Source organism: Rhodovulum sp. 12E13, from assembly GCF_003340565.1.
In the GTDB taxonomy this organism is placed as follows: Bacteria; Pseudomonadota; Alphaproteobacteria; order Rhodobacterales; family Rhodobacteraceae; genus HLUCCA09.
The window spans coordinates 273,414-300,024 of sequence record NZ_QPLK01000001.1 but is presented as its reverse complement, the minus strand read 5'-3'; the positions used below and the strand labels follow the sequence as shown (position 1 = coordinate 300,024).

The 26,611-nt window shown below is 73.8% G+C and carries 23 protein-coding genes and 1 tRNA gene; 3 read left to right on the top strand and 21 right to left on the bottom strand.

Annotated features, from left to right (window positions below; genetic code table 11):
• Positions 1–10: 10 nt before the first annotated feature.
• Positions 11–2,551 carry an ABC transporter permease gene (locus DLJ49_RS01290; RefSeq protein ID WP_115391694.1) on the bottom strand — a complete coding sequence of 847 codons (2,541 nt, stop codon included), beginning with the start codon at positions 2,549–2,551 and terminating at the stop codon, positions 11–13.
• Positions 2,548–3,258, bottom strand: coding sequence for an ABC transporter ATP-binding protein (locus DLJ49_RS01285; protein ID WP_115391693.1), 711 nt, complete (start codon positions 3,256–3,258; stop codon positions 2,548–2,550). The genes DLJ49_RS01290 and DLJ49_RS01285 overlap by 4 nt, the downstream gene beginning before the upstream one ends.
• 67 nt (positions 3,259–3,325) lie before the next feature.
• On the opposite strand from DLJ49_RS01285, the gene DLJ49_RS01280 reads away from it, so the two are divergent.
• On the top strand, positions 3,326–3,961 hold the full coding sequence (locus tag DLJ49_RS01280; protein WP_233488596.1) for an arylesterase: 636 nt from the start codon (positions 3,326–3,328) through the stop codon (positions 3,959–3,961).
• 152 nt (positions 3,962–4,113) lie between these two features.
• Here the strand turns inward: DLJ49_RS01280 and selD are convergent, their stop codons facing one another.
• Entirely contained in the window at positions 4,114–6,312 is a 2,199-nt protein-coding gene (gene selD / locus DLJ49_RS01275; protein ID WP_115391691.1) for a selenide, water dikinase SelD, read from the bottom strand.
• A gap of 65 nt (positions 6,313–6,377) precedes the next feature.
• On the opposite strand from selD, the gene DLJ49_RS01270 reads away from it, so the two are divergent.
• Entirely contained in the window at positions 6,378–7,898 is a 1,521-nt protein-coding gene (locus DLJ49_RS01270) for an alpha/beta fold hydrolase (RefSeq protein ID WP_115391690.1), read from the top strand.
• Positions 7,899–7,910: 12 nt separating this feature from the next.
• On the opposite strand, the gene DLJ49_RS01265 is transcribed toward DLJ49_RS01270, so the two are convergent.
• On the bottom strand, positions 7,911–8,483 hold the full coding sequence (locus tag DLJ49_RS01265; protein WP_233488590.1) for a PNPOx family protein: 573 nt from the start codon (positions 8,481–8,483) through the stop codon (positions 7,911–7,913).
• Between the two features lie 51 nt (positions 8,484–8,534).
• On the opposite strand from DLJ49_RS01265, the gene DLJ49_RS01260 reads away from it, so the two are divergent.
• Positions 8,535–8,611 (top strand) — tRNA-Met (locus DLJ49_RS01260).
• A gap of 465 nt (positions 8,612–9,076) precedes the next feature.
• Here DLJ49_RS01260 and DLJ49_RS01255 read toward each other — a convergent pair.
• The 17 genes from DLJ49_RS01255 to DLJ49_RS01175 all read right to left on the bottom strand — a co-directional run bounded on the left by DLJ49_RS01255 (position 9,077) and on the right by DLJ49_RS01175 (position 26,539).
• A complete protein-coding gene (locus tag DLJ49_RS01255) occupies positions 9,077–11,107 on the bottom strand; it encodes a glycoside hydrolase family 31 protein (protein ID WP_115391689.1) in 2,031 nt (676 codons plus the stop codon).
• Positions 11,108–11,110: 3 nt separating this feature from the next.
• Positions 11,111–11,890 (bottom strand): MBL fold metallo-hydrolase, encoded by a 780-nt coding sequence (locus DLJ49_RS01250; protein WP_115391688.1) that lies wholly within the window; start codon positions 11,888–11,890, stop codon positions 11,111–11,113.
• Positions 11,890–13,311: an amidohydrolase family protein gene (locus tag DLJ49_RS01245; protein WP_115391687.1), complete on the bottom strand. Its 1,422-nt coding sequence runs from the start codon at positions 13,309–13,311 to the stop codon at positions 11,890–11,892. The genes DLJ49_RS01250 and DLJ49_RS01245 overlap by 1 nt, the downstream gene beginning before the upstream one ends.
• Positions 13,308–14,039 (bottom strand): amidohydrolase family protein, encoded by a 732-nt coding sequence (locus DLJ49_RS01240; RefSeq protein WP_115391686.1) that lies wholly within the window; start codon positions 14,037–14,039, stop codon positions 13,308–13,310. The genes DLJ49_RS01245 and DLJ49_RS01240 overlap by 4 nt, the downstream gene beginning before the upstream one ends.
• Positions 14,036–15,049, bottom strand: coding sequence for an oligopeptide/dipeptide ABC transporter ATP-binding protein (locus tag DLJ49_RS01235; RefSeq protein ID WP_115391685.1), 1,014 nt, complete (start codon positions 15,047–15,049; stop codon positions 14,036–14,038). The genes DLJ49_RS01240 and DLJ49_RS01235 overlap by 4 nt, the downstream gene beginning before the upstream one ends.
• Positions 15,046–16,032, bottom strand: a complete 987-nt coding sequence (locus DLJ49_RS01230; protein ID WP_115391684.1) for an ABC transporter ATP-binding protein — start codon at positions 16,030–16,032, stop codon at positions 15,046–15,048. Before DLJ49_RS01230 ends, DLJ49_RS01235 begins: the two co-directional genes overlap by 4 nt.
• Complete coding sequence (locus tag DLJ49_RS01225; protein WP_115391683.1) at positions 16,029–17,042, bottom strand: ABC transporter permease; 1,014 nt, start codon at positions 17,040–17,042, stop codon at positions 16,029–16,031. Before DLJ49_RS01225 ends, DLJ49_RS01230 begins: the two co-directional genes overlap by 4 nt.
• Positions 17,039–17,905 (bottom strand): ABC transporter permease, encoded by an 867-nt coding sequence (locus tag DLJ49_RS01220; RefSeq protein ID WP_115391682.1) that lies wholly within the window; start codon positions 17,903–17,905, stop codon positions 17,039–17,041. Before DLJ49_RS01220 ends, DLJ49_RS01225 begins: the two co-directional genes overlap by 4 nt.
• Before the next feature lie 51 nt (positions 17,906–17,956).
• Positions 17,957–19,564 (bottom strand): ABC transporter substrate-binding protein, encoded by a 1,608-nt coding sequence (locus tag DLJ49_RS01215; protein ID WP_158547372.1) that lies wholly within the window; start codon positions 19,562–19,564, stop codon positions 17,957–17,959.
• 98 nt (positions 19,565–19,662) lie between these two features.
• Entirely contained in the window at positions 19,663–20,058 is a 396-nt protein-coding gene (hpxZ, locus tag DLJ49_RS01210; protein ID WP_115391680.1) for an oxalurate catabolism protein HpxZ, read from the bottom strand.
• Complete coding sequence (locus DLJ49_RS01205; protein ID WP_115391679.1) at positions 20,051–21,421, bottom strand: AtzE family amidohydrolase; 1,371 nt, start codon at positions 21,419–21,421, stop codon at positions 20,051–20,053. Before DLJ49_RS01205 ends, hpxZ begins: the two co-directional genes overlap by 8 nt.
• Entirely contained in the window at positions 21,418–21,636 is a 219-nt protein-coding gene (locus DLJ49_RS01200) for a DUF4089 domain-containing protein (protein ID WP_115391678.1), read from the bottom strand. Before DLJ49_RS01200 ends, DLJ49_RS01205 begins: the two co-directional genes overlap by 4 nt.
• A gap of 2 nt (positions 21,637–21,638) precedes the next feature.
• The gene (locus tag DLJ49_RS01195) at positions 21,639–23,396 is read right to left on the bottom strand and encodes a gamma-glutamyltransferase family protein (protein ID WP_158547371.1); all 1,758 of its coding nucleotides are present in this window, start codon (positions 23,394–23,396) and stop codon (positions 21,639–21,641) included.
• Positions 23,397–23,413: 17 nt separating this feature from the next.
• Positions 23,414–24,124 (bottom strand): SDR family NAD(P)-dependent oxidoreductase, encoded by a 711-nt coding sequence (locus DLJ49_RS01190; RefSeq protein ID WP_158547370.1) that lies wholly within the window; start codon positions 24,122–24,124, stop codon positions 23,414–23,416.
• Between the two features lie 2 nt (positions 24,125–24,126).
• A complete protein-coding gene (locus DLJ49_RS01185) occupies positions 24,127–25,155 on the bottom strand; it encodes an alpha-ketoacid dehydrogenase subunit beta (protein WP_199533263.1) in 1,029 nt (342 codons plus the stop codon).
• Entirely contained in the window at positions 25,152–26,120 is a 969-nt protein-coding gene (locus tag DLJ49_RS01180; protein WP_115391675.1) for a thiamine pyrophosphate-dependent dehydrogenase E1 component subunit alpha, read from the bottom strand. Before DLJ49_RS01180 ends, DLJ49_RS01185 begins: the two co-directional genes overlap by 4 nt.
• The gene (locus DLJ49_RS01175; protein WP_115391674.1) at positions 26,117–26,539 is read right to left on the bottom strand and encodes a VOC family protein; all 423 of its coding nucleotides are present in this window, start codon (positions 26,537–26,539) and stop codon (positions 26,117–26,119) included. The genes DLJ49_RS01180 and DLJ49_RS01175 overlap by 4 nt, the downstream gene beginning before the upstream one ends.
• Positions 26,540–26,611: the final 72 nt, after the last annotated feature.

The following is a 26,611-nucleotide window of genomic DNA, read 5'->3' as shown; positions in this document are numbered from 1 at the left end:
GGCGGCGACGCTATTCCCGCGCGCGGAGGATGCGGGCGGGGCGGGCGGCCAGCGGCGCCCACGCGAAGGCGAGGCCGGCGAGCAGGGTTGCGAGCATGCCGCCCAGCACGATGGCCAGCGCCGAGACAGGCTCGAAGGCGTAGGACGTCTCCATGATGAAGGTCGTCACCCCCCAGCCTCCGAGCCCCCCGGCGAGGATCGCGACGGCCCCCGCCGCCGCGCCGAGCAGGGCGGAGCGGATGGCGAGGTAGGCCAGCACCTGCCCGCGTACCGCGCCCACCGTCTTGAGCACGGCGGCCTCGAAGATGCGCGCCTTCTGCCCCGCCGCGGCGGTGCCGACAAGCACGACGAGGCCGGTGGCCAGCGTCGCCGCCGCGCCCCAGGTGATCGCCGCGGCGATGCCGGAGAGCACCTCCGACACCCGGTCGATCGCGTCGCGGATGCGGATTGCGGTGACGTTGGGGTAGGCGTCGGCCACGTCGCGCAGGATCGCGGCCTCGGCGTCTTCCTCGGCATAGACGGTGGCGATGAACGTGTGCGGGGCGCCCTGCAGGGCGGCGGGGTTCATCGCCAGGATGAAACCGATCCCGGCGTTGGAGAAGTCGACCACGCGGAACGAGGTGACCGTCGCCGCGATATCGCGGCCGAGGATGTTGACCGTGATCTCGTCGCCGATCTCGAGGCCCAGTTCCGCGGCCTCCTCGGCGGCGAAGCTGACCTGCGGCGGCCCGTCGTAGCCCTCCGGCCACCATGCGCCCTCGGTGATCTCGGTGCGCGCCGAGGGCCGGGCGGAATAGGTCACGCCGCGGTCGCCCTCGAGCACCCAGTGATCGCCCGCCACCTCGCGGGCGGGCTGCCCGTCGATCCGCGTGATGACGCCGCGCAGCATCGGCGCCGTGTCGGTGCGCGAGACGGCGGGGTCGCCCTCGACGCGGGCGAGGAAGCCGTCGATCTGGCCCGGCTGGATGTCGACGAAGAAGTAGGAGGGCGCGACCTCGGGCAGGTCGCGGGCGATGGCGCTGCGCAGGTTCGATTCGATCTGGCCGATGGTGGCGAGCACCGTCAGGCCGAGGCCGAGCGACAAAACGACCGACGCTGTGGCGCCGCCCGGCCCCCCCACGGCGCCGAGGGCGAGTCGGAGCGCGGTGCGCCCGCGCACCATCCGCGCCCGCGCCAGGCGGCGCGAGAGAGCGCCGATGGCGGCGGCTGCGAGCGCGAGCAGGGCGAGCGAGCCGGCGATGCCGCCCGCGGCGTAGAGCGTCAATTCCACCGCGCCCGAGAGCAAGGCGGCGGCACCGACGAGCGCCGCCAGCAGGGCGGCAGTGGCGGCGAGGTAGGCGGGCCGCGGCAGGCGGCGCGAGCCGCCGACCGCATCGCGGAAGAGGGTCGCGGCGCGCACCTCCTCCGTGCGGGCGAGCGGCCAGAGGGTGAAGACGAGGGCGGTGAGCGTGCCGTAAAGCGCCGCCTCGGCGAGCGGGCCGGGATAGACCGAGAACTCGGCCGGCACCGGCAGGCGTGCCTCGATCAGCGGCGCGAAGGCCAGCGGCAGCGCGGCGCCGAGGGCGAGGCCGAGCGCGATGCCGAGCGCGGCGAGCGCGCCGATCTGCAGGAAGTAGGCGGCGAAGATCGTGCGCGATTCCGCGCCGAGCGTCTTGAGCGTGGCGATCACCTCGGTCTTGCCGTCGATGTAGCTGCGCACCGCCGCCGAGACGCCGACGCCCCCCACGGCAAGACCCGCCAGCCCGACAAGCACGAGGAAGGCCGAGAGGCGGTCCACGAACTGCGCCACGCCCGGCGCCCCGTTGCGCGCGTCGCGCCAGCGCATGCCGGTGTCGCGGAACCGCGCGGTCGCCTCTTCCTCCAGCGCGGCGAGGTCGGCGCCCTCTGGCAGGGCGAGGCGGTAGCGCGAGTCGAACAGCGTGCCCGGTTCCAGAAGGGAGGAATCGGCGAGCGCCTCCTTCAGCACCAGCGTCCGGGGGCCGAGGCCGAAGCCGTCGCCCGCGTCGTCGGGCTCTCGCGTCAGCAGGGCCGACAGCACGAATTCCTGCGTGCCGAGGCGGAACGTGTCGCCGGGGGCGAGGGCGAGGCGGTCGGCCAGCGCCGGGGCGATGACGGCGCCGGGCAGGCCGCCGCCGCCGGCCAGCGCGTCGGGCAACGGCATGGGCGGGTCGAGCTCGGCCGTGCCGTAGAGGGGCCAGGCGGCGTCGACCGCCTTGACCTGGGTCAGGCCGCGCTCGGTCTCGCCGCCGCGCTCGACCACCAGCATCGAGCGGAAATCGGCGATCTCCGAGACGCGCTCGGACACGCGCTGCATCCATGACAGCTCGCCATCGGAGGCGAAGCGGTAGGTGAACGACAGCTCCGCATCGCCGCCGAGCAGGATCGCGCCCTCGCGCTCCAGCCCCCGCTCGATCGCCTCGCGCACCGAGCCGACGGCGGCGATGGCCGCCACGCCGAGCGCGAGGCACAGCAGGAACACGCGAAAGCCGCGCAGACCGCCGCGCAGCTCGCGCCGGGCGATCCTCAGGGCGGGGCGCAGGGCCGCGCTCATTCCGCGGCGCTCCGGGCCTGTTCGCCGTCGAGAAGCCGCCCGTCCTCGAGATGCAGCACCCGGTCGCAGCGGGCGGCAAGGTCGGGCGCGTGGGTCACGAGCACCAGCGTCGCCCCGTGCCGGTCGCGCAGGCCGAATAGCAGATCCATGATCGCGCCGCCGTTGCTGGCGTCGAGATTGCCGGTCGGTTCGTCGGCCAGCAGGATGTGCGGCCGCGGCGCGGCGGCGCGGGCGAGCGCCACGCGCTGCTGCTCGCCGCCCGACAGCTGGGCGGGGTAGTGGCCGATGCGCTTGCCCAGCCCGACGGAGGCCAGTTCCTCCTCCGCACGCTCGAAGGCGTCGGCGTGGCCGGCCAGTTCCAGCGGCGTGGCCACGTTTTCCAGCGCCGTCATGGTCGGGATCAGGTGGAAAGACTGGAAGACCACGCCCATATGCTCGCGGCGGAAGCGGGCCAGCGCATCCTCGCCCATCGCCGTCAGGTCGTGGCCGAGGGCGGTGACCGTGCCGCCCGTGGCGCGCTCGAGCCCGCCCATCAGCATGAGGAGAGAAGACTTGCCCGACCCGCTGGGGCCCACCATGCCCACCGTCTCGCCCCGCCCGATGCGTGCGGTGATCCCCTTGAGGATCTCCACCGGGCCGGCATTGCCCATGAGCGTGAGGCGCGCCTCGTTGAGCGCGAGGATGGGGGCCGTGGTCTCGGCTGGCATCGGACGGTCCTTCCGGGGGTTGCGTCACGAGGCATATGGCGCGGGGCGCGCGGCTCGCAAGGCGGCGATGGCGCTCGCCCTCGTGCTCGCCGCCGGTGCGGCGGCCGCCGACGAGGTGGTGATCGCCGCGCTGGGCGACAGCCTGACCCAGGGGTATGGCCTGCCGCAGGAGCAGGGGCTGGTGCCGACGCTCGAGGCGTGGCTCGAGGCGCGCGGCCACGACGTGCGGCTGGTCAACGCCGGCGTGTCGGGCGACACGACGGCCGGCGGCCTCTCGCGCGTCGGCTGGACGCTGACCGACGAGGTCGACGGGATGATCGTCGCGCTGGGCGGCAACGACCTGTTGCGCGGCATCGCCCCCGAGGTGGCGCGCGAGAACCTGACGGGCATCCTCGAGGCGGCCGAGGGCGCGGGCGTCGAGGTGCTGCTGGCCGGGCTGGAGGCGCCGGGCAATTACGGGCCGGACTACAAGCGCGACTTCGAGGCGATCTATTCCGACCTTGCCGAGCGGTTCGGCGCGCTGCTCTATCCCGACATGCTCGCCGCGCTCAGGCAGGCGCAGGATGCGGGGGCGACGCTCCCCGAGCTCATGCAGCCCGACGGCATTCACCCCAATGCGCAGGGGGTCGCCCGGATCGTCGCGGCGATGGGGCCGCAGGTCGAGGCGCTGATCGGCCGGATCGAGGGCGGCGCCGGGGGGTGACGCCGGCTCGGCGCCCTCGTGCCGGCCGTCCGCGCAGCGGCGCCGTCGGGCCGTGCGTATTTGCGACAGAAAGAAGCCGGCAGGCGCGCGCGGGCGGTGCCGGCGCGCTCAGCGGGGCGACGGGAGCCGGCGCCGCGCACGCGGGAGCGGGGTCATGCGGAGCTTTGGGCGAGGTGCAGGCCGGGGGCGGCGTCGGTGAGCGTGCCGATGCGTGCAGCGTCGTGGCCGTGCGCGCACAGCGCGGTCACGAGGCGGTCGGCCTCTTGCTCCGCGACGGCGGCGAGGAGGCCGCCGGCGGTCTGAGGGTCGAACAGGAGCGCGGCGCGGGGGCTTTCGTCATCACCCGCGATGCGGCCCGCGAGGGCGGCGCGGTTCTCGGGCCAGAGGGTCGAGCGGATGCCAGAGGCGGCCAACGTCTCGGCGCCCGGCATCAGCGGCAGGGCGCCGAGGTCGAGCCGGGCGCCCGTGCCCGCGGCCGCGCAGATGTTCCACAGGTGGCCGGCGAGGCCGAAGCCGGTCACGTCGGTCATCGCGCGGGCGTGGGGCGCGAGGAGGCGTGCGGCGTTGCCCTGCGGGCGGGCCATCGCCGCGAGGGCGGCGGCGACGTGCTCCCCGCGCGCCCTGAGCCGCATCTCGGCGGCGAGCAGGGTGCCCGAGCCGAGCGGCTTGGTCAGGATCAGCGCGTCGCCGGGCTGCGCCCCGGCGAGGGTGAGGGGGGGCGTGTCGGTCAGGCCCGTCACGGTGAAGCCGAGCGTCAGCTCGTCGCCGAGGCTGGTGTGCCCGCCGACGAGCTCCGCCCCCTCGGCCCGGAAGGCCTGCGAGGCGGGCTCGAGCAGTTCGGCCAGCGTCGCCTCGGCCATAGCGGGGGTCATGCGCGGGAGGATCACCGTAGCCGTTGCCGCCTGCGGCATGGCGCCCATCGCCCAGACGTCGCCCAGGGCGTGGATGGCGGCGATGCGGGCGAGAGTGACGGGATCCTCGGTGAAGGCGCGCAGGTGGTCAGTGGTGACGACCTGCCAGCCCGTGCCGTGGCGCAGGATCGCCGCGTCGTCGCCGGGCGCCGAGGCCACGTCGGCGCGTGCCGGCGCAGGCAGGCGGGCGAGCGCGGCGGCCAGCGCCCCGCTGCCCACCTTCGCGCCGCACCCGGCGCAGGGCGGCTGGCGGCCCGCCGCCTCGCCCGCGCCGCGGGCGCGCTCGGCGGGAAGGGGTGTGCGGGGCATCGGCGGCAGGCGGTCGAGCCCCTCCATGAAGCGGCGGTCGATCCTGTCCTTCCACCGCCAGAGCCAGTCGCCCGACAGCGTCAGGCCGGAGCGGTCGGCGACCGCCTCCTTCCGCCCCAGCGAGATCAGCTTGAGATAGTCGCGTTGAGGGTGGAACGGGCGGCGCAGGCCGCCGGCGAGGTCGGCGCGCAGGTTACGGGCGAGGACCGGCGCGGCGCGCACGGCATAGACGCCGGCCTTGGGCCGGGGCGCGTGGGAGAGATGGGCGCAGTCGCCGCTGGCATAGATGGCGGGGTCGTCGACCGAGCGCAGGTAGCGGTCGACGGTGAGGAAGCCGTTCCGGTGAGACAGGCCGAGCTCTGCGAGCCACGGATGGGGCGTCGCGCCCGCCGTCCCCACGGCCAGCGCGGCGGGCAGCGTGCGACCCGAGGCGGTGCGCAGCGCCTCGGCCGTCACTTCGGTGGCCGCGTCGTGCTCGATCAGCCGGATGTCGGCGCGGCGCAGACGTTCGAACAGCACGCGGCGGGTGGCAGGGGCGAGGCCGGGCAGGGCGTCGCCCGCCTCGACAACTGCGATGCGGGGCGCGGCGCCGAGCGTCTTCAGGCGGTGGTGCATCGCGAGCGCCAGCTCCACCCCGCCGACGCCCGCGCCGATCACGGCGATCTCGGGCGGGGTGCCCCCCTCGCGGACGCGCGCGCAGAACGCCTGCCACCGCGTGGCGAAGGGGCCGAGCGGCTTGGCGGCGACGCCGTGCTCTGGGAAACCCGGCAGCGACGGCATGTCGGAGGTGATGCCGACGTCGAGCGACACCACGTCGTAGCGGATCGGCGGGCGGCCCGGGACATGCACCACCCTTGCCGCGCGGTCGATCCCCTCGGCCGCGCCGAGCACCAGCCGGGCGCCGGCGAACCGCGCGAGGCGCACGAGGTCGATCTCGAGCGCCTCGCGCGGGTAGTGACCGGCGACATGGCCCGGCAGCATGCCGGTGTAGGGGGCGGTCGGCGCGGGGTTGATCACCGTCAGCCGCGCGCCGGGCAGCGGCCGCATCCCCCAGCGGCGCAGGACGAGGGCATGGGCATGGCCGCCGCCGATCAGCACGAGGTCGCGGGTCAGGGGGACGGGTGTGTGCATTCTGCGCCTCGGGGCCTATCTCTCCGCCCGGGGCAGAGACCAGAGAGGCAGAGAGAGGACAAGCGATGAGCGCGGGACAGATCGCAGCAGGGCGGGTGCGCCGCGCCTTCCGGGGCGGCCTGGCACGGGCGGTGGTGGCCGCGGTCTCGGGCGCGGCGATCCTGCTCGCGCTCGCGATGCTGTGGCGCGAGGGGGCGGGGATCGCGCGCAGCCACCTGACGATCGGGCAGACGCCCGCGACCCTCTACCACGAGCCGGGGATCGAGGGCGCGCCCCTGGTCGTCATCGCCCACGGTTTCGCCGGGTCGCGGCAGTTCATGCAATCCTTCGCGCTGACGCTGGCCGATGCCGGCTATGCCGCTCTGTCCTACGACCTGCTCGGCCACGGACGGAACCCGGTGCCGATGTCGGGCGACGTGTCCGTGGTCGAGGGCACGACGCAGCTGCTCGTCGACGAGGCGACGCGGGTCATCGAGCGCGGTCTGGAACTGCCGCAGGCGGGCGGCGGCCTCGCGCTCGTCGGCCACTCGATGGCGACCGACGTGCTGGTGCGCACGGCCGCGGAGCGCGACGACGTCGACGCCATCGCCGCGGTCTCGATGTATTCCGAGGCGGTGACGGCGGAGTTCCCCGACCGCCTCCTGATGGTCACCGGCCAATGGGAGCCGCACCTTCGCGAAGCCGCGCTCGACGCGATGGCGGAGGTCGAGCCGGGCGCGGGCGAGGGCGAGACCGCGCGGTCGGGCGACGTTGTGCGGCGCGCCGTCGTGGCGCCCCACGTGGAACACGTGGGCGTCCTCTACTCCGAGACGACGCTGCGCGAGGTGCGGGCCTGGCTCGACGCGACGTTCGGGCGCGAGTCGAGCGGGCCGGTCGCGCAGCGCGGCCCCTGGGTGGCGCTGCTGATGGCCGGGATCGTGGGGCTCTCGTGGCCGCTATTCGTGCTGCTGCCCCGTCGCGTGACCGCCGAGCCGCCGGGGTGGCGGGCGCTGGGGCCGGGCTTCGGGGTGCCGGCCGTGGCGGCGCCGCTGATGCTCTGGCCGGTGGATCCAGCGTTCCTGCCGGTGCTGGTCGCGGACTACCTTGCGCTGCATCTCGGGCTCTACGGCCTGTTGCAGATCGCCGTGTTGTGGTGGGCGGGCTACCGCCTGCCGTCGGGGCCGGTCTGGCCGGCGGCAGCGCTCGCGGCCTACGGCATCGGGGTGTTCGGGCTGGCGCTCGACACGTTCGGGGCGAGCTTCGTGCCCCATGCCGGGCGGTGGGCCATCGTCGGCGCGGTGGCGCTCGGCGCCGTGCCCTTCATGCTGGGCGACGCGCTGGCGACGGCGGGCGGGCGGGCGCCCCTCTTGCGGCGGCTCGCGGTGCGCACGGCGGTCTTCGTGTCGTTCGGGCTGGCGGTGGCGCTCGATTTCGAGGGCCTGTTCTTCCTCGTTCTGATCCTGCCGGTGATCCTTCTGTTCTTCCTCGTCTTCGGCACGATGGGTGGCTGGGTCGGCCGCCGCTCCGGCCCGCTCGCCTCGGGCCTCGGTCTCGGCCTGGTGCTGGCCTGGGCGATCGGGGTATCGTTCCCGCTGTTCAGTGCCTGAGAGGCCGAAGCGTCACGGAGCCCGCAAGGCGCCCGCCCAGCCGTCCGCCCGCCGGTAGACCGCCCGCCGGTGGCGCTCGGCACCGAGATGGAGAAGCTCGATCTCGTCGATCGTGCAGACGAGCCGGGTAAACCTCTCCCGCGCGGCGCCCGGCGCGTGCGCCTCGGGCGCAGCGATAGGCCGCCCGGGGGGCGGATCGCCCCCGTAGGCGCCCCGTGCCGCCTGTGGCACCCGCGCCCAGGCCTCCGCGTCGGCATGGACAAGACGTGCCGTCACCCGCAGGCGGATCTGCAGCCGCGCCTTGTCGTCCCAGACCAGCAGGGTCGCGCGGGGCTCGGCCTCGAGTTCGCAGACCTTCGCCGACAACGCGTCGGTATGGATCTCCACACGGCCCGCCGAGGGCGATGCCGCGCGCAGCACGACGGTGCGGGCCTCGCCGCCACCGCCCATGGCCTGCGTGGCCAGCACCGGGTGACGGGCGGGCGCGCGCCTGTCGGTCACGCCGCGGCACAGGCGCTGCCAGGCGTCGCGGAGCAGGGTCTCGAGGGGCGCGGCGCCGCGCACATCCATGTCCGGCTCGGTCATGCGAAGGCTCTTGACGGGGCCGGCGGCCTTCCGTAATCGGCCGTGGCTCGTGGCGGAGTAGCTCAGTTGGTTAGAGCAGCGGAATCATAATCCGCGTGTCGGGGGTTCAAGTCCCTCCTCCGCTACCATGCATTCCCTTGATGTCGAACGATGTGTTCCTCCTATGTAGTTCGGACTCCCCGTGCTGATCCCTGTCCGGTCCGGCTGGGGTGGCAACGGGGTGACAAATCGTTGGCGGGCCTAGAAGCCCGACGGATCCAGTAAAGGGCCGAAAGAGCGCTTCCGCGCCCCCATGAACGATCCGACGTCCTCCCGGCATAGCTGAGTGGCCGCCATGAATGATCTTTCCGGCGACACGCTCGTCTCGATCGACACGGTACTGAGTCGGCTCGCGCGCTCACGCGCAAGCCGCTATCGTGACACCAGGCGCCACGCCTTCAGCCAGAAGAGATTGCTCATGTCACCGCACGCTTTTCGAGCGGTGACTCAGAAGCTTAGACCCCCATCAATGGGTCCTTAGCCTGGACCCTTTGCGCCAGCGTGCGCGGAGCTTACGACTTCGAGTGGCGCGGGGCGAGCGGCAACGGAGTAGCTCAAGACTCCCACGGAAAGGCGACGTCGTCGCGGACGAACACCGGCGTGAATTCTATCGGCGCCCGCACGACCGGCCGCGTTCCCCCGGCATGAACGGAGCGGTCGTGCAGGTTGCGCCACTCGGCACCCGACGGCAGATAGACGGCCCTGCTTCTGGCGCCGTGTTCGAGGATCGGCGCAACGAGCATGGCGTCGCCAAACATGAACTGGTCGTCGATATCGGCGGCCTGCCGGTCGCCGGGGAAATCGACGAGCATCGGCCGCATCGGCGGCAGACCCGTCTCGTGGGCGCGGCGCATCTGGTCGCGGATGTAGGGGCGCAGGCGCTCGCGCAGGTGCAGGCAGGCCGCCAGGTGGCCCTCGACCTCCGGACCGAAGGACCAGAGCTCGTTGGCCGCGCCCCCGGCGAGGAAATCGCGCCCCAGCCGGGGGTCGCCCTCCGAATCCTGCCGGAAGCCGTGCAGGCGGAAGACCGGGCAGAACACGCCGAACTGGAACCAGCGGATCAGCAGCTCGTGGAAGGCCGGGTCGCGGATGTCGCCGCCCTTGAAGCCGCCGATGTCGGTCGTCCACCAGGGGATGCCCGACATCGCCATGTTGAGCCCTGCCCGGATCTGGCGGGCGAGATCGGCGAAGGTGGAGTGCACGTCGCCCGACCACACGACGACCGGATGGCGCTGCGAGCCGAGCCAGGCCGAGCGCGACAGCATCAAACCGTCCGCGATGCCGTCCGCCGCCATGTGTTCGGCATAGCCCTGCTGGTGGAGCGCGGGATAGGCGTTGTAGACGGCCCGGCCCGCGCCGGCATGGTAGCGCATGTTGTCGGGATGGGTCGGGTAGACCTCGGGCTCGTTCGCGTCGAGCCAGAAGGCGCGGAAGCCGTGGCGGGCGTAGCCCTCGCGCACCCGTGCCCAGTGATAGGCGCGCGCCTCGGGGTTGGTGGCGTCGTAGAAGGACAGCGGCACGCGCCCCTCCGAATGTGCGTCGAGAAAGACCGACGAGGCCTGCACCCCCCGCCGGTGCTCGATCAGGAAGCCCGAATCGCGCATCTCGGCGAACGTCTCGGCGTTCGCGTTCACCGCGGGCCAGACCGAGATCATCGGCGTGATGCCCATCTCCTCCAGCTCGCGCACCATGCCCGCCGGGTCGGGGAAGGCGTCGGGGTCGATCCTCCACTCGCCGCCCTTCGTCCAGTTGAAGAAGTCGATCACGATCACGTCGATCGGGTGGCCGCGGCGCCTGTGTTCGCGGGCGACTTCCAGCACCTCGGCTTGCGTGGCGTAGCGCAGCCTGCACTGCCAGAAGCCCATCGCCCAGTCGGGCATCATCGGCGGGTGCCCGGTGAGATCGGCGTAGCGGCGCAGGATGTCGGCCGGCGCGGGCCCGGCGAGCACGACGTAATCGAGCTGCGGCGCGGCATCGAGCACCCAGCGGGTGCGGTTCGCGGCAAGTTCCACCCGGCCGGTGCCGGGGGCGTTCCAGATCAGCCCGTAGCCGCGCGACGACACGAGGAAGGGGATCACCACCTCGGTGTTCATCTGCACCAGGTCGATCACGCAGCCCTTCTGGTCGAGCCGGCCGTGCTGGTGCTGGCCGAGCCCGTAGAACCGTTCGCCCTCATGGGCGGCGAAGCACGTCTCGATCCGCCAGAGCGGGCCCTCCTCGGCGGCGTAGTGGCGGGTGTCGGGGAAGAGGATGTGCGGCATCTCTTCCTCCAGCAGCACCTCGCCCGTCACCGTGTCGGTGAAGGAGAGCTCCACGGTGGGGTGCAGCCCCCGCGGCATGCGCCGCGCGACGGCGCGCAGGCGGCCGTTGGTGAGGGTGGCGGTGTCGCCGTCGATCTCCACCGCGGCGCCCGTGGCCTCGGGGGCCGGGTCGAGCAGGCCGCTGGGCAGGTCGTCGTCGAAGGCGCGGTTTCGGGTGGCGCGAACGCGGATGGCGCCGTCGCCCAGGGCGGTAAGCGTCAGCGTCTCGCTGCCGATCCGGCAGAGCAGGCCGTCGCCCGCGCGTGCGAAGGTCTCGGGGGTCATCGGTCACTCCGTCTCGTTGGGCGCCCATCCCTCGGGGCGGGGGGCGCGCGGGCCGCCGTGGCCCGTCAGCAGCGTCCAGCCCCGCCCGGCGGCGCGGCGCGTCAGGTCCTGCCGGGCGCGCGTGGCGGCGGCGGCGTCGTGGTCCCAGTCGGTCGACCAGTCGGGCCGCGCGAGTTGCAGGGCCGGGACATGGAAGATGTCGCCCGCCGCGAGCGCGTCGTGCTCCTCGAACACCCAGGCGGTATGGCCGGCGGTATGGCCGTGGGCCGCCTGCGCGACCGCAGGCCCGACGCGGTCGCCCTCGCGCACCCGGTCGACGCGGCCGGCATAGGGGGCGAGGGCGCGGCGGGCGTCCTCGGCGATGGGGCGCAGGGGCGCGGGCGGCGCGGCGTCGAGCCAGAAGGCGGCCTCGGCCTCTGCCAGCGCGATGCGCGCCTCTGGGAACGCCGCCGCGCCGTCGGAGTCGAGCAGCCCGCCGCAATGGTCGCCGTGCAGGTGCGTGAGCCAGACGGTGCGGATGTCACGCGGAGAGACGCCAAGCGCGGCCAGCCGCCCGGCCAGCGCGCCGAAGCCCGCCCCCATCAGCGCGCCGCCGCCGGTATCGACCAGGCCGGGGCCGTCCTCCGTCTCGATCAGGTAGCACCAGACCGGCACCTCGACCGTCTCGGGCAGCGCCCCGGCGCCCAGCAGGCGCGCGGCCTCGCCCGGGGCGGCGCGCACGCCCGGCATCAGGCGCGGGTCGAACGCGAAGCTGCCGTCGCGGATCGGCACGACGCCCCGCATCAGAGCCCCCTTGTGGCGGCCCGCACGCGCGCCGCCCGCGCCTGCGCGATCCAGCCCGGCGGCGGCGCCTCGGCGCGGGCAGCGCGGGCCTGCGCGGTCAGCTCCGCCTCGGCGGCCGGCAGGTCCACCGCTGTCAGCCGCCCGTCGGCGACGATGCGGCGGCCGGCGACCCGCACCTCGCGCACCGCCTCGCGGCGCCACCGGCCGAGCGCGAGCGCGGCGAGCGTCTCCGGCGCGTCGTCCACCCGGTCGCCGGCGAGGGCAGAGAGCGACAGGCCGACCATGTCGGCCTCCGCGCCCGCGACGAGCCCCGGCGCGGCGGCGCCGTCGAACGCCACCCGCCCGTCCGAGAAGGCCGCGCGCAGCACCGCCTCGCGCGACAGGCCGGGCGTGTCGAAGCGGCGCGGGCCGAGCAGCATGGCCGTCAGCCGCACCTCGCGCAGCATGTCCGCGTCGTCGTCGAGCGCCATCCCGTCGAGCCCGACGCCGAGGCGCAGGTCGTTCGCCGCCAGCGCCGCGCCGTCGGCCACCCCGGAGGCGAGGCGCAGGTTGGAGCTGGTGTTGAGCGCGAGCGTCGCCCCTGCTTCGGCGAAGGCCGCGATCTCGCCCGGGCGCAGGAAGACACCGTGGGCCACGGTCAGCCGGTCGTTCAGCAGGCCCGCCCGTTCGAAGAAGGCGGGGGCGCCTTCGGGGCATTCGGCGTCGAGCCAGTCGCGCTGCAGGCGCGTCTCCAGCAGGTGGACATGGCTGCGCCAGCCCCCGGCCGCCGCTTCGCCCACCGCCTGCCAGCCGTCTTGCGACAGCCATTGGGGCCCCGGCGGGCCGAACTGGGTGACGATGCCCGGCCCGTCGATCGCCCGTGCCGCCTCGCGTACCAGCGCGATCTGCTCGGCCACCGGCGGCTGGGCCTGCGCGGCGCGGATCGCCTGCCAGTCCGGCGCCGCGAGCGCGGCCTCGACCGCCGCGCCGCCGTCGTATCCGGCAAGGTTGCGGTCGAGCACGGGCGCGACGAAGGCCAGCCGCAGCCCCACATCGCGCGCCGCCCGCGCCACCGCCTGCGCTTCGGTCACAAGGTCGGGCGACTGCGGCAGGTGGTTGTGCACGACCGTGGTCACGCCCGACAGCGCCATCCGCCCGAAGGCCACGAGCGCGGTCAGGTAGGGGTCGGTCGCCGGCGTGCGCCACAGGTCCCACAGCCACGCCTCCAGGGGCCCGTCGGGGGCGCCCGCTGCCAGGGGCAAAAGGCCCCGGCCGTGGTCGTGCGCGTTCACGAGGCCGGGAACGAGCAACAGGTCGCCCGCAGGCGGCCGCGCCTCGACCGCCGCCACGCGGCCCGCCTCGACCAGCAGCGCCCCGCCCGGCTCGGGCGGCCCGGCCCAGGGGCGGGGCCAGAGCGCGGCGGCGCCGACCGGCTCGCTCACAGCCCGAGCAGGCGGGCGAGGTTGCCGCCCTCGATCATCGCGCGGTGCTCGGGGTCCTCGACCGACTTGGCGATCTTCAGCCGTTCCATCTCGAAGTCGCTGCCCGGCCAGTCGGTGCCCATGATGATCTTCTCGGGCCCCAGGTCGCGGTAGGCCATGCGCACCTCGATGAGCTGGGTCGAGGACGTCTCGAGATAGATGTTGGGCGTGCGCTTGGCCACGAGGATCGCCTCGCCCACGTTCCAGACGGTGCCCATGTGCGCGATCAGCGTCGGCACGGTTGGGTGGTGCTTCGCGATCTCCTCGATCCCGAGGGGGTGGATGAAGGCGTCGTCGAGCGCGTTGAACAGCACCATCATGCCGCGCTCGGCGCAGGCCTCGTAGATCGGGTCGAGCAGGCCGTGATCGACGATGTGATAGCCGTGCAGCACCGGGTGCAGCTTCAGCCCCTTGAAGCCGTGCGCGTCGTGGTCGCGGCGGATCCGGTCTGCGGCGTCGGCGTCGCGGGCGTTGACCTGGCCGAAGGGGATGATCCGGTCGGGATACTTCCTGCCGACGCTCGCGGTGTAGTCGTTGTCGATCATCTGGCCGAGCGAGCAGCCCACGGCCATGTCGACGCCGGCGGCGTCCATGTCCTTCAGCATCATCTCGACGGAGTAGGTCTCGGCGGTCAGGTAGTCGGAGTTCTGACCGGCCTGCCAGATGTTGTTGTAGGCGTCGATGATCATGCGCGGACGGCTCCTTTCTGCAGGTGGGGTTGTGCGGCGGGCACCGGGTTGTGGCAGGCGGCCAGCCCGCCGCGGCCGGTGGCTGTGAGCGCGGGCGGCTCGGTGGCGCAGCGGTCGAGCGCGCGCGGGCAGCGGCTGCGGAAGGGGCAGCCCGCGGGCGGGTCGAGCTGGCTCGGCAGGTCGGCCGCAGGGCGCTCGCCGGCGGCGTCGATGGTGGCCCGGGCCGAGGCCACGTCGGGCCGCGGCTGGCTGGCGAGCAGCATCGCCGTGTAGGGGTGGGCGGGCGCGGCGGCGAGCGTGGCCGCCGCGCCGATCTCCACCACCTCGCCGAAATACATCACCGCGATCCGGTCGGCGATGGCGGCGACCATGTCGAGGTCGTGCGAGATGAAGACGAGCGTCAGCCCCCGCTCGCGCTTGAGCTCGACCAGAAGGTTGACGATCTGCGCCTGGATCGAGACGTCGAGCGCCGAGATCGGCTCGTCGGCCACCACCAGCTCCGGCCCGGCGGCGAGGGCGCGCGCGATGGCGATGCGCTGCCGCTGCCCGCCGGAGAAGGCCGCGGGGAAGCGATCGAGCGCATCCCGGTCGAGGCCCACGTCGGCCAGCAGGGCGGCGGCGCGCTCCGCGCGCTCGGACCGCGGCACGCCCACATGGCCCAGCACGTCGCCCAGGATCGTACCGATGCGGTGACGCGGGTTGAGCGAGGTGTAGGGGTCCTGAAACACCATCTGGAAACGCGGGCGCAGCCGGCGCATCCGACGTGCGGAAAGCGTCATCAGGTCGGCGCCCTCGTGCAGGATGCGGCCCGCCGAGGGCTCGACCAGCCGCAGCATCGCGCGGCCGAGCGTGGTCTTGCCCGAGCCGCTCTCGCCCACCACCGCCAGCGTCTCGCTGCGGCGGACCTCGAGGCTGGTGGGCCGCAGCGCGGCGACCTCGCGGTGCCCGAACCCGTGGCGCACCCGGTAGCGCACCGACAGGCCGTCGAGCGTGAGCAGCGGCGCGTTCATCGCTTGGCCTCCCCCGGCCCGGGCACCGGGTGGAAGCACGCGGCGAGGCCGCCGCCCAGGGCCGCGAGCGGCGGATGCTCGGCGCGGCATCGCTCGGTCGCGCGGCGGCAGCGCGGGGCATAGGCGCAGCCCGCCGGTCGCGCGTCGAGCCGGGGCGGCGCACCGGGGATGGCGGCGAGGCGGCCGGCAGCGTCGGGCTCGGCCGCGGCGGCGTCGATCAGGTCGCGCGTGTAGGGATGGCGCGGGGCGGCGAAGAGCGCCTCGACCGGCGCGCCCTCGACGATCCGGCCGGCATAGATCACGAGCACGCGGTCGGCCATGCCGGCCACCACGCCGAGGTCGTGGGTGATGAGCAAGAGCCCCATGTCGCGGGCAGCCACGAGGCGCTTGAGCAGGGCGAGGATCTGCGCCTGGATCGTCACGTCGAGCGCGGTCGTGGGCTCGTCGGCGATCAGCAGCGCCGGGTCGCAGGCGAGCGCCAGCGCGATCATCGCCCGCTGCCGCTGCCCGCCTGACAGCTCGTGCGGGTAGAGGCCGGCCCGGCGCGCGGGCTCGGGCAGGCCGACCTCGGCCAGAAGCTCCACCGCCCGCGCCCGCGCCGCGCGCCAGCCACCCCGCCCATGCACGACGATCGACTCGGCGATCTGGTCGCCCACCGTCTCGCAGGGGTTGAGCGAGGCCGCCGCGTCCTGAAAGACCATGGCGATACCCCGGCCGCGCAGGTCGCGCAGGGCCGCACCATCCATGCCGAGCACGTCGCGCCCCGACAGCGTCACACGCCCCGAGAGCGCCGTGCCCGGCCCCTCGTTCAGCCGCGCCAGCGCCATGGCGGTGGCCGACTTGCCCGAGCCGGACTCTCCCACGAGCGCCACGATCTCGCCCGGCGCGACGGAGAACGATACGCCTTCGACGGCCGGCAGCCGCGCCCCCTGCGGGCCGAAGGCGACCGACAGCCCGTCCACCTCGAGAAGCGCCGCGGTCATCGGCCCGGCTCCCGCCGCAGGCGCGGATCGGCCCAGCGATAGGCCAGGTCGGTCACGAGGTTCACCAGCACGTAGAGCACGGCGAGCACCAGCGCCGCGCCCTGCGCCACGGCGTAGTCGCGCGTGAGCACGGCATCGACCATCATGCGCCCGATGCCGGGATAGCCGAAGACCACCTCGGCCACGACCGAGCCGCCCAGCATCGCCCCGAATTGCAGGCCGATGACGGTGAGGATGCCGAGCGCGGCATTGCGCAGCACGTGGCGGAAGAACACGCGCCCCGGCGCCACCCCCTTCATCCGCGCCGTGCGCACGAAGTCGAGGCGCCCCGTCTCGATCACGCCGGCGCGGGCCAGCCGCATCAGCATGCCGGCGGTGGTCAGCCCCACGGTCAGCGCCGGCAGCGTCAGGTGCGCCAGCCACGGCCCGATCAGATCGGGCCGGCCCGTCAGAATCGCGTCGATGAGCACGAAGTTCGTCACCGGCTCGTAGGTGACCGACGAGGGCAGCCGCCCGAAGGCCGGCAGCCAGCCCAGCCAGAGCGAAAAGACCACGATCATCAGGATGCCGAACCAGAACCACGGCAGCGCGAAGAGCGCCATGGCGATGAAGCGCAGCGCCCCGTCGAGCAGCGAGCCGGGCCGCGCGGCGGCGGCGAGTCCCATGCCGAGGCCGACGACCATCATCACCACGAGCGAGGCCACGGCGAGCTCGATCGTCACCGGCAGCGTCTCGCCCACCATCGTCGCCACGTCGCGGCCCGTGATGAACGAGCGGCCGAGATCGCCGCGGACGAGTTCGCCCATGTAGATCAGGTATTGCTTCCACAGCGGCTGATCGAGGCCGAGCTGGGCGATCAGCTGGTCGCGCAGCCCGGCGGTCGAGAAGGACGAGGCGAGCATGTCCACCGTCGAGCCGGGCAGCGCCCGCAGCGCGAGGAAGACGAGCGTCGCCACCACGAAGAGCGTCACCGGCAAAAAGGCGAGGCGACGGGCGATCTCGGCGATCATGCCGCGCCTCCCCGCCGCTCGGCATCGGCCAGCTGGTCGCCGCAGAACGACACCGCCAGCGCGAAGACGGCGATCAGCAGGCCCGGCAGCAGCGCCTGCTCGGGCGCGATGAACAGCAGCTCCTGCCCCTCCTTCACCATGTAGCCCAGGTCCGGCGCGGGCGGGCGCACACCGAGGCCCAGATAGGAGAGCGCCGCGGCCGTCAGCGCGGCGAGCGCGACCACCGAGGTCGCCTGCACCAGAAGCGGCCGGGCGATGTTGGGCGCCACCTCGCGCAGCATGACGTGCCACTCCGGAAAGCCCGCGGCACGGGCGGCCAGCACGTAGTCGCGCGCCGCCTCGCCGGCGGCGAGCGCCCGGGCGAGGCGGGCGAAGATGGGAAGCTGCGAGACGGCGACCGCCAGCGTCACGTTCAGCAGCGACGGCCCCAGCGCGGCGAGCACGAGGATCGCGGCGAGGATCAGCGGGAACGACATCAGGATGTCGACGGCGCGCATCATCGCCCAGTCCGTCCGCCCGCCGGCGGTGCCCGAGACGAGGCCGTAGGCGCCGCCCGCCGCGAGCGCCAGCGCCACGGCGCCGAGCGAGACCACCAGCATGGGCCGCAACCCGTGGAGCAGACGCGAGAGCGTGTCGCGGCCCAGCGCATCCGTGCCCAGCAGGTGCCCGTCGGAGAACATCTGCTGCATCGGCGCCGCCCGGCCCGTGACCGGGTCATGGGGCGCGAGCCACGGCGCGAGAAGCGCGGCGAGCACGAAAAGCGCCGTCACCATCCAGGGCAGCGCGGTGAGCGCCGCGCCGGGCGAAAGGCGCAGCCCCGCCCCGGCCCGTGCCGCGAGCTTCTGTCCTGCGGTGTCGGCCATGGCGCCTCCGGTAAAGCCCGGCCGGGCACGCGATGCCCGGCCGGAGATGCGTCAGCTGGTGAAGGTGGCGTCCTCGAGGAACGTCCGGTAGGTGCCGAGCGCGTTGGCGTTGACGCCTGCCACGTTCTCGCTCACCGCCACCGGCAGGAAGGTGTTCACGACCGCCGCGATCGGCATGATCTCTTCGGCCATGTAGTTGTTGATCTCGACGTAGAGCTGGCCGCGCGCCTCGGGGTCGCTCTCGGCGTTGGCCTGCGCGATCAGCTCGTCGAGCCGTGCCTGCGCGGGCAGGCCGCTCTGGGCGGTGATGTCGTCGGCCCCGGCCGTGCCGGAAGCGAAGAGCGGCGAGAACCGCCCGTCGGGATCGGGGAAGAAGGCCGAGCGCTGCAGGAAGGCCAGCTCGTGCGCCGTCTTGTCGAACAGCCGGCCGTTGAAGGTGCCGCCGTCGAGATACTCGGTCGTCACGTTCAGCCCCACCTCGTTGAGGCTGCGCTCCACCACCTGCCCGAGCCGCGGCCAGAACCCGCTGTTCTCGGAGATGAGCGACAGCTCCGCCCCCGTCGCGCCGGCCTCTTCCAGCAGGGCACGGGCGCCCTCGGGGTCGTACTCGGAAAACCGCTGGTGCTCGGGCGCGTAGCCCTGCTCGGCGGCCGGCGTGACGTAGCCCGGGATCTCGGCCTTGCCGAAGAAGGCCTCGGCCACCACCGCCTCGCGGTCGATCGCCTTGTTGATCGCCTGCCGCACGCGGATGTCCGAGAGCACGCCCGCCTCGCAGTTCATCGCCAGCATGGCCGAGATGAAGGCGGCCGACTGCTCGATGCGGATCTGCTCCATCCCCTCCAGCCGGTCGATGTTGGAATGCGGGATCAGGTTGGTCACGTTCAGGTCGCCCGAGGCGAGCGAGGTCATCTGCGCCACCGCCTCGGGGATCACCTGCATGACGACCCGCCCGATCTCGGGCCGGCCCTTGTAGAAGTTGTCGAACGCCTCGAGCACGACGCGCTCGTTCGGCGTGACGTCGACGATGCGGTAGGGGCCGCAGGAGACGAAGTTGAGCCCGATCTCCTGCCCGTATTCCTCGAGCGCGGCGGGCGAGACGATCACCATGTCGGGCCGCGACAGGCGCCCGAGGATCGCCGCGTCGGGCTTGGCGAGGGTGATGCGGAAGGTCATCGCGTCGGGCGCCTCGAAGCCCGTGACGTTGTCGCCGCCGAGGTTGTCGAGCGCGAAGGACAGCTCCGGCCGGGTGGGGTCGTCCTCGTCGATCATCCTGCGGAAGGTGCGCAGCACCGCCGCCGCGTCGATCGCCGTGCCGTCGTGGAACGTCAGCCCCTCGCGGATGCGGAAATCGTAGGTGCGCCCGTCGTCCGAGATCGTCCAGCCTTCGGCGATGGCGGGCTGCGGCAGGGGATCGGTGAAGTTCATGTGGGTCAGGCCACGGGCGGCGGTGTCCATCACGTGCACCGTATCGCCGAAGCCGACCCATGTATGCGGCTCGAAATTGCCGACGAGGCCCGGCAGCGCGAAGACGAGCGTCTCGACGCCGTCCTGCGCCTCGACGCGCCACGGCAGGGCGAGGGCGGCGCCGGACAGGCCCAGAAGCTGGCCGAAGCGGCGGCGGGTGATCGCGGTGGGGGGATTGAAGTCTCGCTTGGTCATGGTCGTCATCCCTGTTGCTGCAGTGGCGTTCTCCGGTCCCGCGGCCCTTTGCCGGGCCGTTCTCGTTGCGAGCCTGTTCCGGCCCTGTTGCTTGCCGCCTACACCGTCTCGCCCAGCAGGCTGACGTGCGCCGAGACGATGCGCCAGCCCTCAGGCGTGCGCAGCAGCGTCTTGGTCTCGCGCCCCGGGCGATCGTGCCCCTCGCGCCGATACTCGGTGTTGGCGGTCGCGAAATCGCGCCCGTAGGTGGTGATCGTGGTGTTCGTCAGGCTGCGCCGGAAGGGGCCGGTGGTGCGGGCGCGGCGGAAAGCCGAGATCGCCTCCCAGCCGTAGAGGTTCTCGCCCACGCCGTAGCGGGTGGTGTGCGGGCTGTTCCAGAACAGTTCCTCCAGCACCGGAACGTCGTTTTCGGTCAGGGCCGTCTCGTAGCGGTCGAACACGGCGCGCACCTCGGCGACCACGTCGGGCAGGTTGATCTCGTGGCGCTTAGGCATGGGCTGTCTCCTGCGCGGCGGGCGGCATCACGAAGCCTTCCCGCTCCAGCCGGGTCATGGCGGCGAGCACCGCCTCCTCCTCGAACGGCCGCCCGATCACCTGCACGCCCACGGGCAGGCCGGAGCGCGCGCCCCGCCGAACGGCGACGCCGATGGGCACGCCGGTCAGCGTGAGCGGCTGGGTGAACATCCCGATGCCGAGGCGGATGGGCAGCGTCTCGCCCGCGACCTCGTGCTCGGCCGCTCCGAGCGGGAAGGCGGGGCACGGCGTGGCCGGGGCGATGAGGATGTCCGCATCGCGGTGCAGGGCTGCCAGTTCGTCCGTCACGCGGCGGCGCAGCTTTTGTGCCCGACCCGTCCACGCGGCGGGGACGAGCGCGCCCGCGCGCAGCCGGTCGCGCACGAGCGGGCCGAAACGCTCGGGGTGCCGGGCGAGCCCCGCGAGATGGCGCTGCCCGCCCTCGGCGGTGGTGATGACGAAGGCGGCGGCGCGGGCCGCCTCGGCCAGCGTCAGTTCCGCGCTTCGGCTGGCGCCGAGCGCCGCGCCCGCGGCCTCGACCGCCTCGGCCACGTCGGGGTGGAGCGGCGCGGCGAACCAGCCGCCGAGACGCGCGGCGCGCAGGTCCTGCTTTGCCGGGCGGGGCGCGGGGCCACGCGCCTGCACCGGGTCGTCCGGGTCGGGTGCGTCGAGCGCGGCGAAGGCGGCGCCGATATCCTCCGCCGTCGCCGCGAACAGCCCGACATGATCGAGGCTGTGAACGAACGAATGGACGCCGGCGCGCGACAGCCGTCCATAGGTCGGCTTGAGCCCCACCACGCCGGACAGCGCCGCCGGCACGCGGACCGATCCGTTGGTGTCGGTGCCCAGCGCCAGCGGCACCGCGCCCGCCGCCACCAGCGCCGCCGATCCCGACGAGGAGCCCCCGGCCGAGAGCCGGGCGTCGTGCGGGTTGCGCGTGTCGCCGTCATGGGCGTTCTCGCCGGAAAAGCCGTAGGCGAGTTCGTCCATGTTGGTGCTGGCCACTAGCACCGCGCCCGCCGCCTCCAGCACGCGGATGGCGAAGGCGTCCTGCGCCGCCGGTGCGTCGGCCTCGGTCGCGCGGCTGCCGGCGCGGGTGACCTGGCCCGCCACGTCGAACAGGTTCTTCACGGCGAAGGGCACCCCGGCCAGCGGCCCCGGCTCGTCGCCTTTCGCGATGCGGGCGTCGAGCGTCGCGGCGCGGGCGCGGGCGCGCTCGGCATGAACGTGCGTCGCCGCGTTCAGGCCGCCCGCCGCCTCGAGGGCCGCGAGCGCGCGCGCGACCGTGTCGGCCGCGGTGTCGCGGCCGCTGCGGACGGCCGCTGCGGTGGCCACGACGCTCATCGCTCGCCCTCCCCGGCGCGGAAGACGGGGGCGGGCTCGGCCGTGTCGATCTCCGGCACATCTGCAAGGAGCGCGGCGAACCCGGCGGTGCGCGCGAGATTGGCGGCGACCTCGGCCACGGCCTCCTCCGGCAGGGGCAGGCCGATGGCGGGCGCGGCGGCGCGGGCGTAGCCTTCGGCATCGAATCCGGGCGGCGGGGTCAGGTTCCTGGGCATGCTCACCTCCCCGCCGCGTAGGCGATCCGGCGCGGGTCGGCCGCCGCGACGAGGACCGGAGCGCCGCCCGCGTGCATCACCCGCGTTCCCGCGATGGAAACGGCGCCGGCGTCGAACTCCCAGTCGGGCCAGTCGTGGATGACATGGCCCCGCTCGGCGAGCGCCTCCCGCACGTCCGGAGCGATCCGGCCCTCGACGGCCACCCGCTTGGGGAAGGCCGGGTGGGGGTGGAACGAGCCGGGATGCGAGAACGTCGCCACGCGGGGCGCCTCCACCGCCTGCTGCGGGGTCATGCCGAAGCACACCATGTCGACGAAGCTCTGCAGCATCGACTGCACGATCACGTCGCCGCCGGGGCAGCCCAGCGCCAGCGCCTCGCCGGTGGCGGCATTGGTGGCGATGGCGGGGGCCGGCGTCAGGCGCGGACGCTTGCCGGGGCCGAGGCAGGCCGGGTGGTCGGGGTCGAGCCGGCTCTGCACGCCGCGCGGGCTGACGAAGAAGCCGAGGCCGGGCACGATGGGCGCCCCGTCGATCGTGTCCGACGGCATCGAGGAAAAGACGTTGCCCGCCGCGTCGGCCGCCGCGACGTAGGTGGTGTCGAACCGCCCCTGCCCCGGTGCCGGCGCCTCGGCCGCACCCGGCAAGGCGGCCTCGGGGAGGATCGCGTCGCGCAGCGCCGCGAGGTGGCCGGGGGCGAGCAGGGCCTCGAGGGTCGTCGCGGCGAAGGCCGGGTCGGCATAGGCGCGCTCGCGCTCGGCAAAGCCCTGCTTGAGCGCCTCGGCCACGAGGTGGAGGTGGTCGGCCGAGCCGCGGGCGTGGCGCTCGAGCGGCAGCCCCTCGAGGATGCCCAGCGCCTGCAGCAGGACCGGCCCCTGCCCGACGGTGCCGGGGGTCGCCACCTCCCACCCGCGGAAGGCGACGCGGGGCGCCCGCTGCACCGGGCTTTCGTAGGCGGCGAGGTCGTCGCGCGTCAGCCAGCCGCCGGTGGCGCGGTGGAAGGCGATCAGCTCTTCCGCGATCTCGCCCTCGTAGAACAGCGTGCGGGCGCGGGCGATCCCCGCCTCGCGGTCGCCCGTGTCGCAGGCGGCGAGGCGCGCGAGGGTGCGGGCGAGGTCGCTCTGGCGCAGCACCTCGCCGGGGCGCGGCGGGCGGCCGGCCGGCCAGTAGACGGCGCGCGAACTCTCGTAGGCGGAAAAGCCGTTGCCGAGCAATTCCAGCGCCGTCGCCGTGCCCCGGTCGAGCGGGAAGCCGTTGCGCGCATAGTCGATGGCCGGCGCCAGCACGTCGGCCAGCCGCCAGGTGCCGAAACGGGCGAGCGCGGTGCACCAGGCGTCGAAGGCCGCCGGCACCACGCCCGCGGGCGAGCCGAGCGGCATGGTGCCCTCGTGCCGCGCGAGGAAGGCGTCGAGCGTCACCTCGCGCCCCCACGGACCGACACCGTCGATCACCCAGGTCTCGGTGTCGCCCGCGGGGCGGATCAGCGTGGGCGCGACCCCGCCCAGATTGCACATGTCGACCTGCACGACGTTCGACAGAAGGCCGCCCGCCACGCCGGCATCCACCGCCGTGCCGCCGCGCGCCATCACCTCGGCCATGACCTGCGCCACGATCGGGTGGCCCGCCGACACCACGAAGTCGCGCCCGACCAGCGTGGGGCGGAGCGACTCGGGCGGCGGGAACATGGCCGGCGTGGGCGAGCCGGCGTTGCGCATGCCCCCGGTCCGGTCGGCGCCGGGGCGGAGCGCGGTTTCGGCATCCATGCGTGTCGGCTCCCGGTTCATGACAGCAGATACCCCGCATCGACGGGCACCGTGGCCCCGGTGACGCCCGAGAAGGCGTCGCCGCAGAGCGCGACGCAGACGCGCGCGACCTCTCCGGGCGCGAGGATGCGGTCGGCGGCGCCGGTGCGGGCCAGCCCCGCCCATACCTCGGCCTCGGAGCGCCCCTCGGCGCGGGCGATCCCTCGGGCGACCTCGCGCAGCATCGGCGTGTCGACGTTGCCCGGCGCCACGGCGTTGACGCGGATCCGGTGGGGCACGAGCTCGGCCGCCACGCTCTCCACCAGCCCGATCAGCCCGGCCTTGGAGGCGCAGTAGGCCGAGGCGTTGGCCTCGCCCCGCACACCCGCGGCCGACGACAGGAACACCATCGCCCCGCCGCGTCCACCGGCGATCATCGTGCGGGCGAAGGCGGCGGCGGCATGGGCGGCGCCGTCGAGGTTGACGGCGAGCACCCGCCGCCAGACGGCGGGATCGGTCTCTGCGACGGGCATGGTGGCGACCGTTCCCGCGGCGTAGACCAGCGCATCGGCGTCCACCTGCCTGGCGAAGCCGTCCACGGCCTCGGGGTCGGTGACGTCGAGCGGGTGCAGCCCGTCGCCCGCGTGCAGGTCGGCGCCCGTCGCCTCCCACCCCGCGTCCGCGAAGGTGGCGAGGCAGGCGCGGCCGATGCCGCCCCCCGCGCCGATGACCGCCGCCCGGCCCGCCACGCTCACACCCCCTTCGCCATCTGGCGGAGCCTGTCCGCGATCAGCTCCGGCCCCGGCACCACGGCCTTCTCCAGCGACAGCGCCGCCGGGATCGGCACGTCGGGCAGCGCGAGCCGTTCCACCTGCCGCAGCCCCGACAGGCCAAGCCGGTCGATCACGCGCAGCGACAGCTCGGCCGAGAGGCCAAAGCTCAGGTAATCCTCGTCGACGACCAGCAGGCGCCCGGTGCGGCCTGCGCTCGCGGCCACCGTGTCGGCGTCGAGCGGCACGACAGAACGCAGGTCGATCACCTCGACCGACACGCCCTCGCCGGCGAGTTCCTCGGCCGCGGCGAGCGCGTGCTCCACCGACGCCGACAGCGTGGCGAGCGTCACGTCCGAGCCCTCGCGCACCACCGCCGCCTCGCCGAGGGGCAGGGTGTAGGCGCCGTCGGGCACGTCGGGGTGGTGGCGGAAGTCGCGGCCCTTCCGCAGCAGCAGCGCCTTGTGCTCGATGAACACCACCGGGTCGTCGCTGCGCAGGGCGGCCGCCATCAGGCCCTTGTGGTCGTGCGGGTTGCAGGGGGCGACCACCTTCATCCCAGGCAGGTGGGCGAAGAGCCCCCAGAGGCATTGCGAATGCTGCGCGGCCGAGCCGATGCAGCCGCCCGCCGTCTTGAAGACCATCGGCATCCGCTGCCGCCCGCCCGACATGTAGGGGATCTTGGCCGCGGCGTTGTAGACCTGTTCGAGGCACACGCCGATGAAGTCGACGAACATGATCTCGACCAGCGGGCGCATCCCCGCCTGGGCGAGGCCGACACCCATGCCGGCGAAGCCCATCTCGGCGATCGGCGTGTCGACCACGCGGGCGCTGCCGAACCGCTCCTGCAGGCCCGTCGTGGTGCCGAACACGCCGCCCGCGCGGCCGATATCCTCGCCCAGGCACAGGATCGTGTCGTCGCGCTCCATCTCCAGCGCGATGGCCTCTGCGATGGTCGCGGGCAGCGGCATCGCCAGCCGGTCGTTCGCGCGTTCCGCCACCGCGCTCATGCCCGCGCCTCCTCGACGAAGCGATAGAGCATGGCGCCGGCCGGGTCGGGCAGCGGCATCTCCAGCACCTCGGCCAGCAACGCCTTCATGGCGGACTTCTCCTCGGCGAGGATGGCGTCGGCCTCTGCCTCGCCCACGCCCGCCGCGGCGAGCCTGTGACGGTAGAGCCTGAGGGGGTCGAAATTGTCGCGCACGCGCTGCCGCTCCTCCTTGCTGCGATAGCCCTCGGGATCGCCCTCGAAATGGCCGCGGAAGCGGTGGCACGTGGCCTCGACGATGACCGGGCCGCCGCCGCTGCGGGCGTGATCCATCGCTCGGGCGAAGGTCTCGGCCACCGCGTCGACATCCGTTCCGTCGACATGCAGGCCGAGGGCGGAATAGGCGGCGGCGCGCTCCGAGACGGTCTCGGTGGGCGAGACGTCGTCGAACTGCACCGAGATGGCGAGGGCGTTGTTCTCCACCAGTACGACCATCGGCAGATTCGCCGCGCCCGCCATCACCAGCGCCTCGTGGAAGCCGCCCGTGTGCGAGCCGCCGTCGCCGGTGACGCCGACCGCCACCGCCGCCTCGCCGCGCAGGCGGAAGGCATGGGCGTAGCCGAGCGCCACCGGAATCGAGGCGCCGACGATGCCGGTCGCGGAAAAGTTCGTCGCCGGGTCGAAGGGGTGCATGTGGCCGCCCCGCCCGCGGCAGAGCCCGGCCTCGCGCTCGCAGATCTCGGCCAGCAGCGCGCGCCGGTCGACCCCCTTGGCCAGCCCGTGGAAGTGGTTGCGGTGGGTCGAGACGACCGCATCCTCCGGGCGCAGCGACTCGGCCATGCCGGCGCCGATCGCCTCCTGGCCGAGCCCGACATGAAGCTCGCCGTGGATCGCCTTGCGACGCAGGGCCTCGAGGCAGGCCTCGTCGAAGGCGCGCATCGCGGCCATTCGGCGGAAGCGGGCGCGGGCCGTGGCGGCATCCGTCATTCGTAGAGCTCCTCCAGTTCGAAGACCGAGCCGCCCGGTTCGCGGCAATAGGCCGAGCGGCCCTCGGAAAAGGCCACGACCTCGCCCAGCACCTCGGCCCCGGCCGCGCGGGCGGCGTCCAGCGCGGCGTCGAGATCGGGCACGCAGAAGGCGACATGCGCCAGCGGGATTGCCTCGGCGGCCGCCCCAAGCCGGCCGGGGCAGGCGACGAATTCCAGCGTCTCCGGCCGGTCGGCATGGGTGAGCTGCGCCAGCCTGGCCGAGACGCCGGACACCCCGACCATCCGCGCGAAGGCGTCGCCGAGATCGGTCGGCGGCAGGGACGGCGTGAAGCCGAAGGCGTCGCCGTAGAAGGCCACCGTCCGGTCAAGATCGTCGACCATCGCGGAGAAGTGCAGGATCGGCGCGGCTTTCAGCATTCGCCCTCTCGCGGTCCCGGTTTCCAGTCTTCGTCTGGCATGGCGGCGTCACGCGCCGGCTCTGCGGCCAGA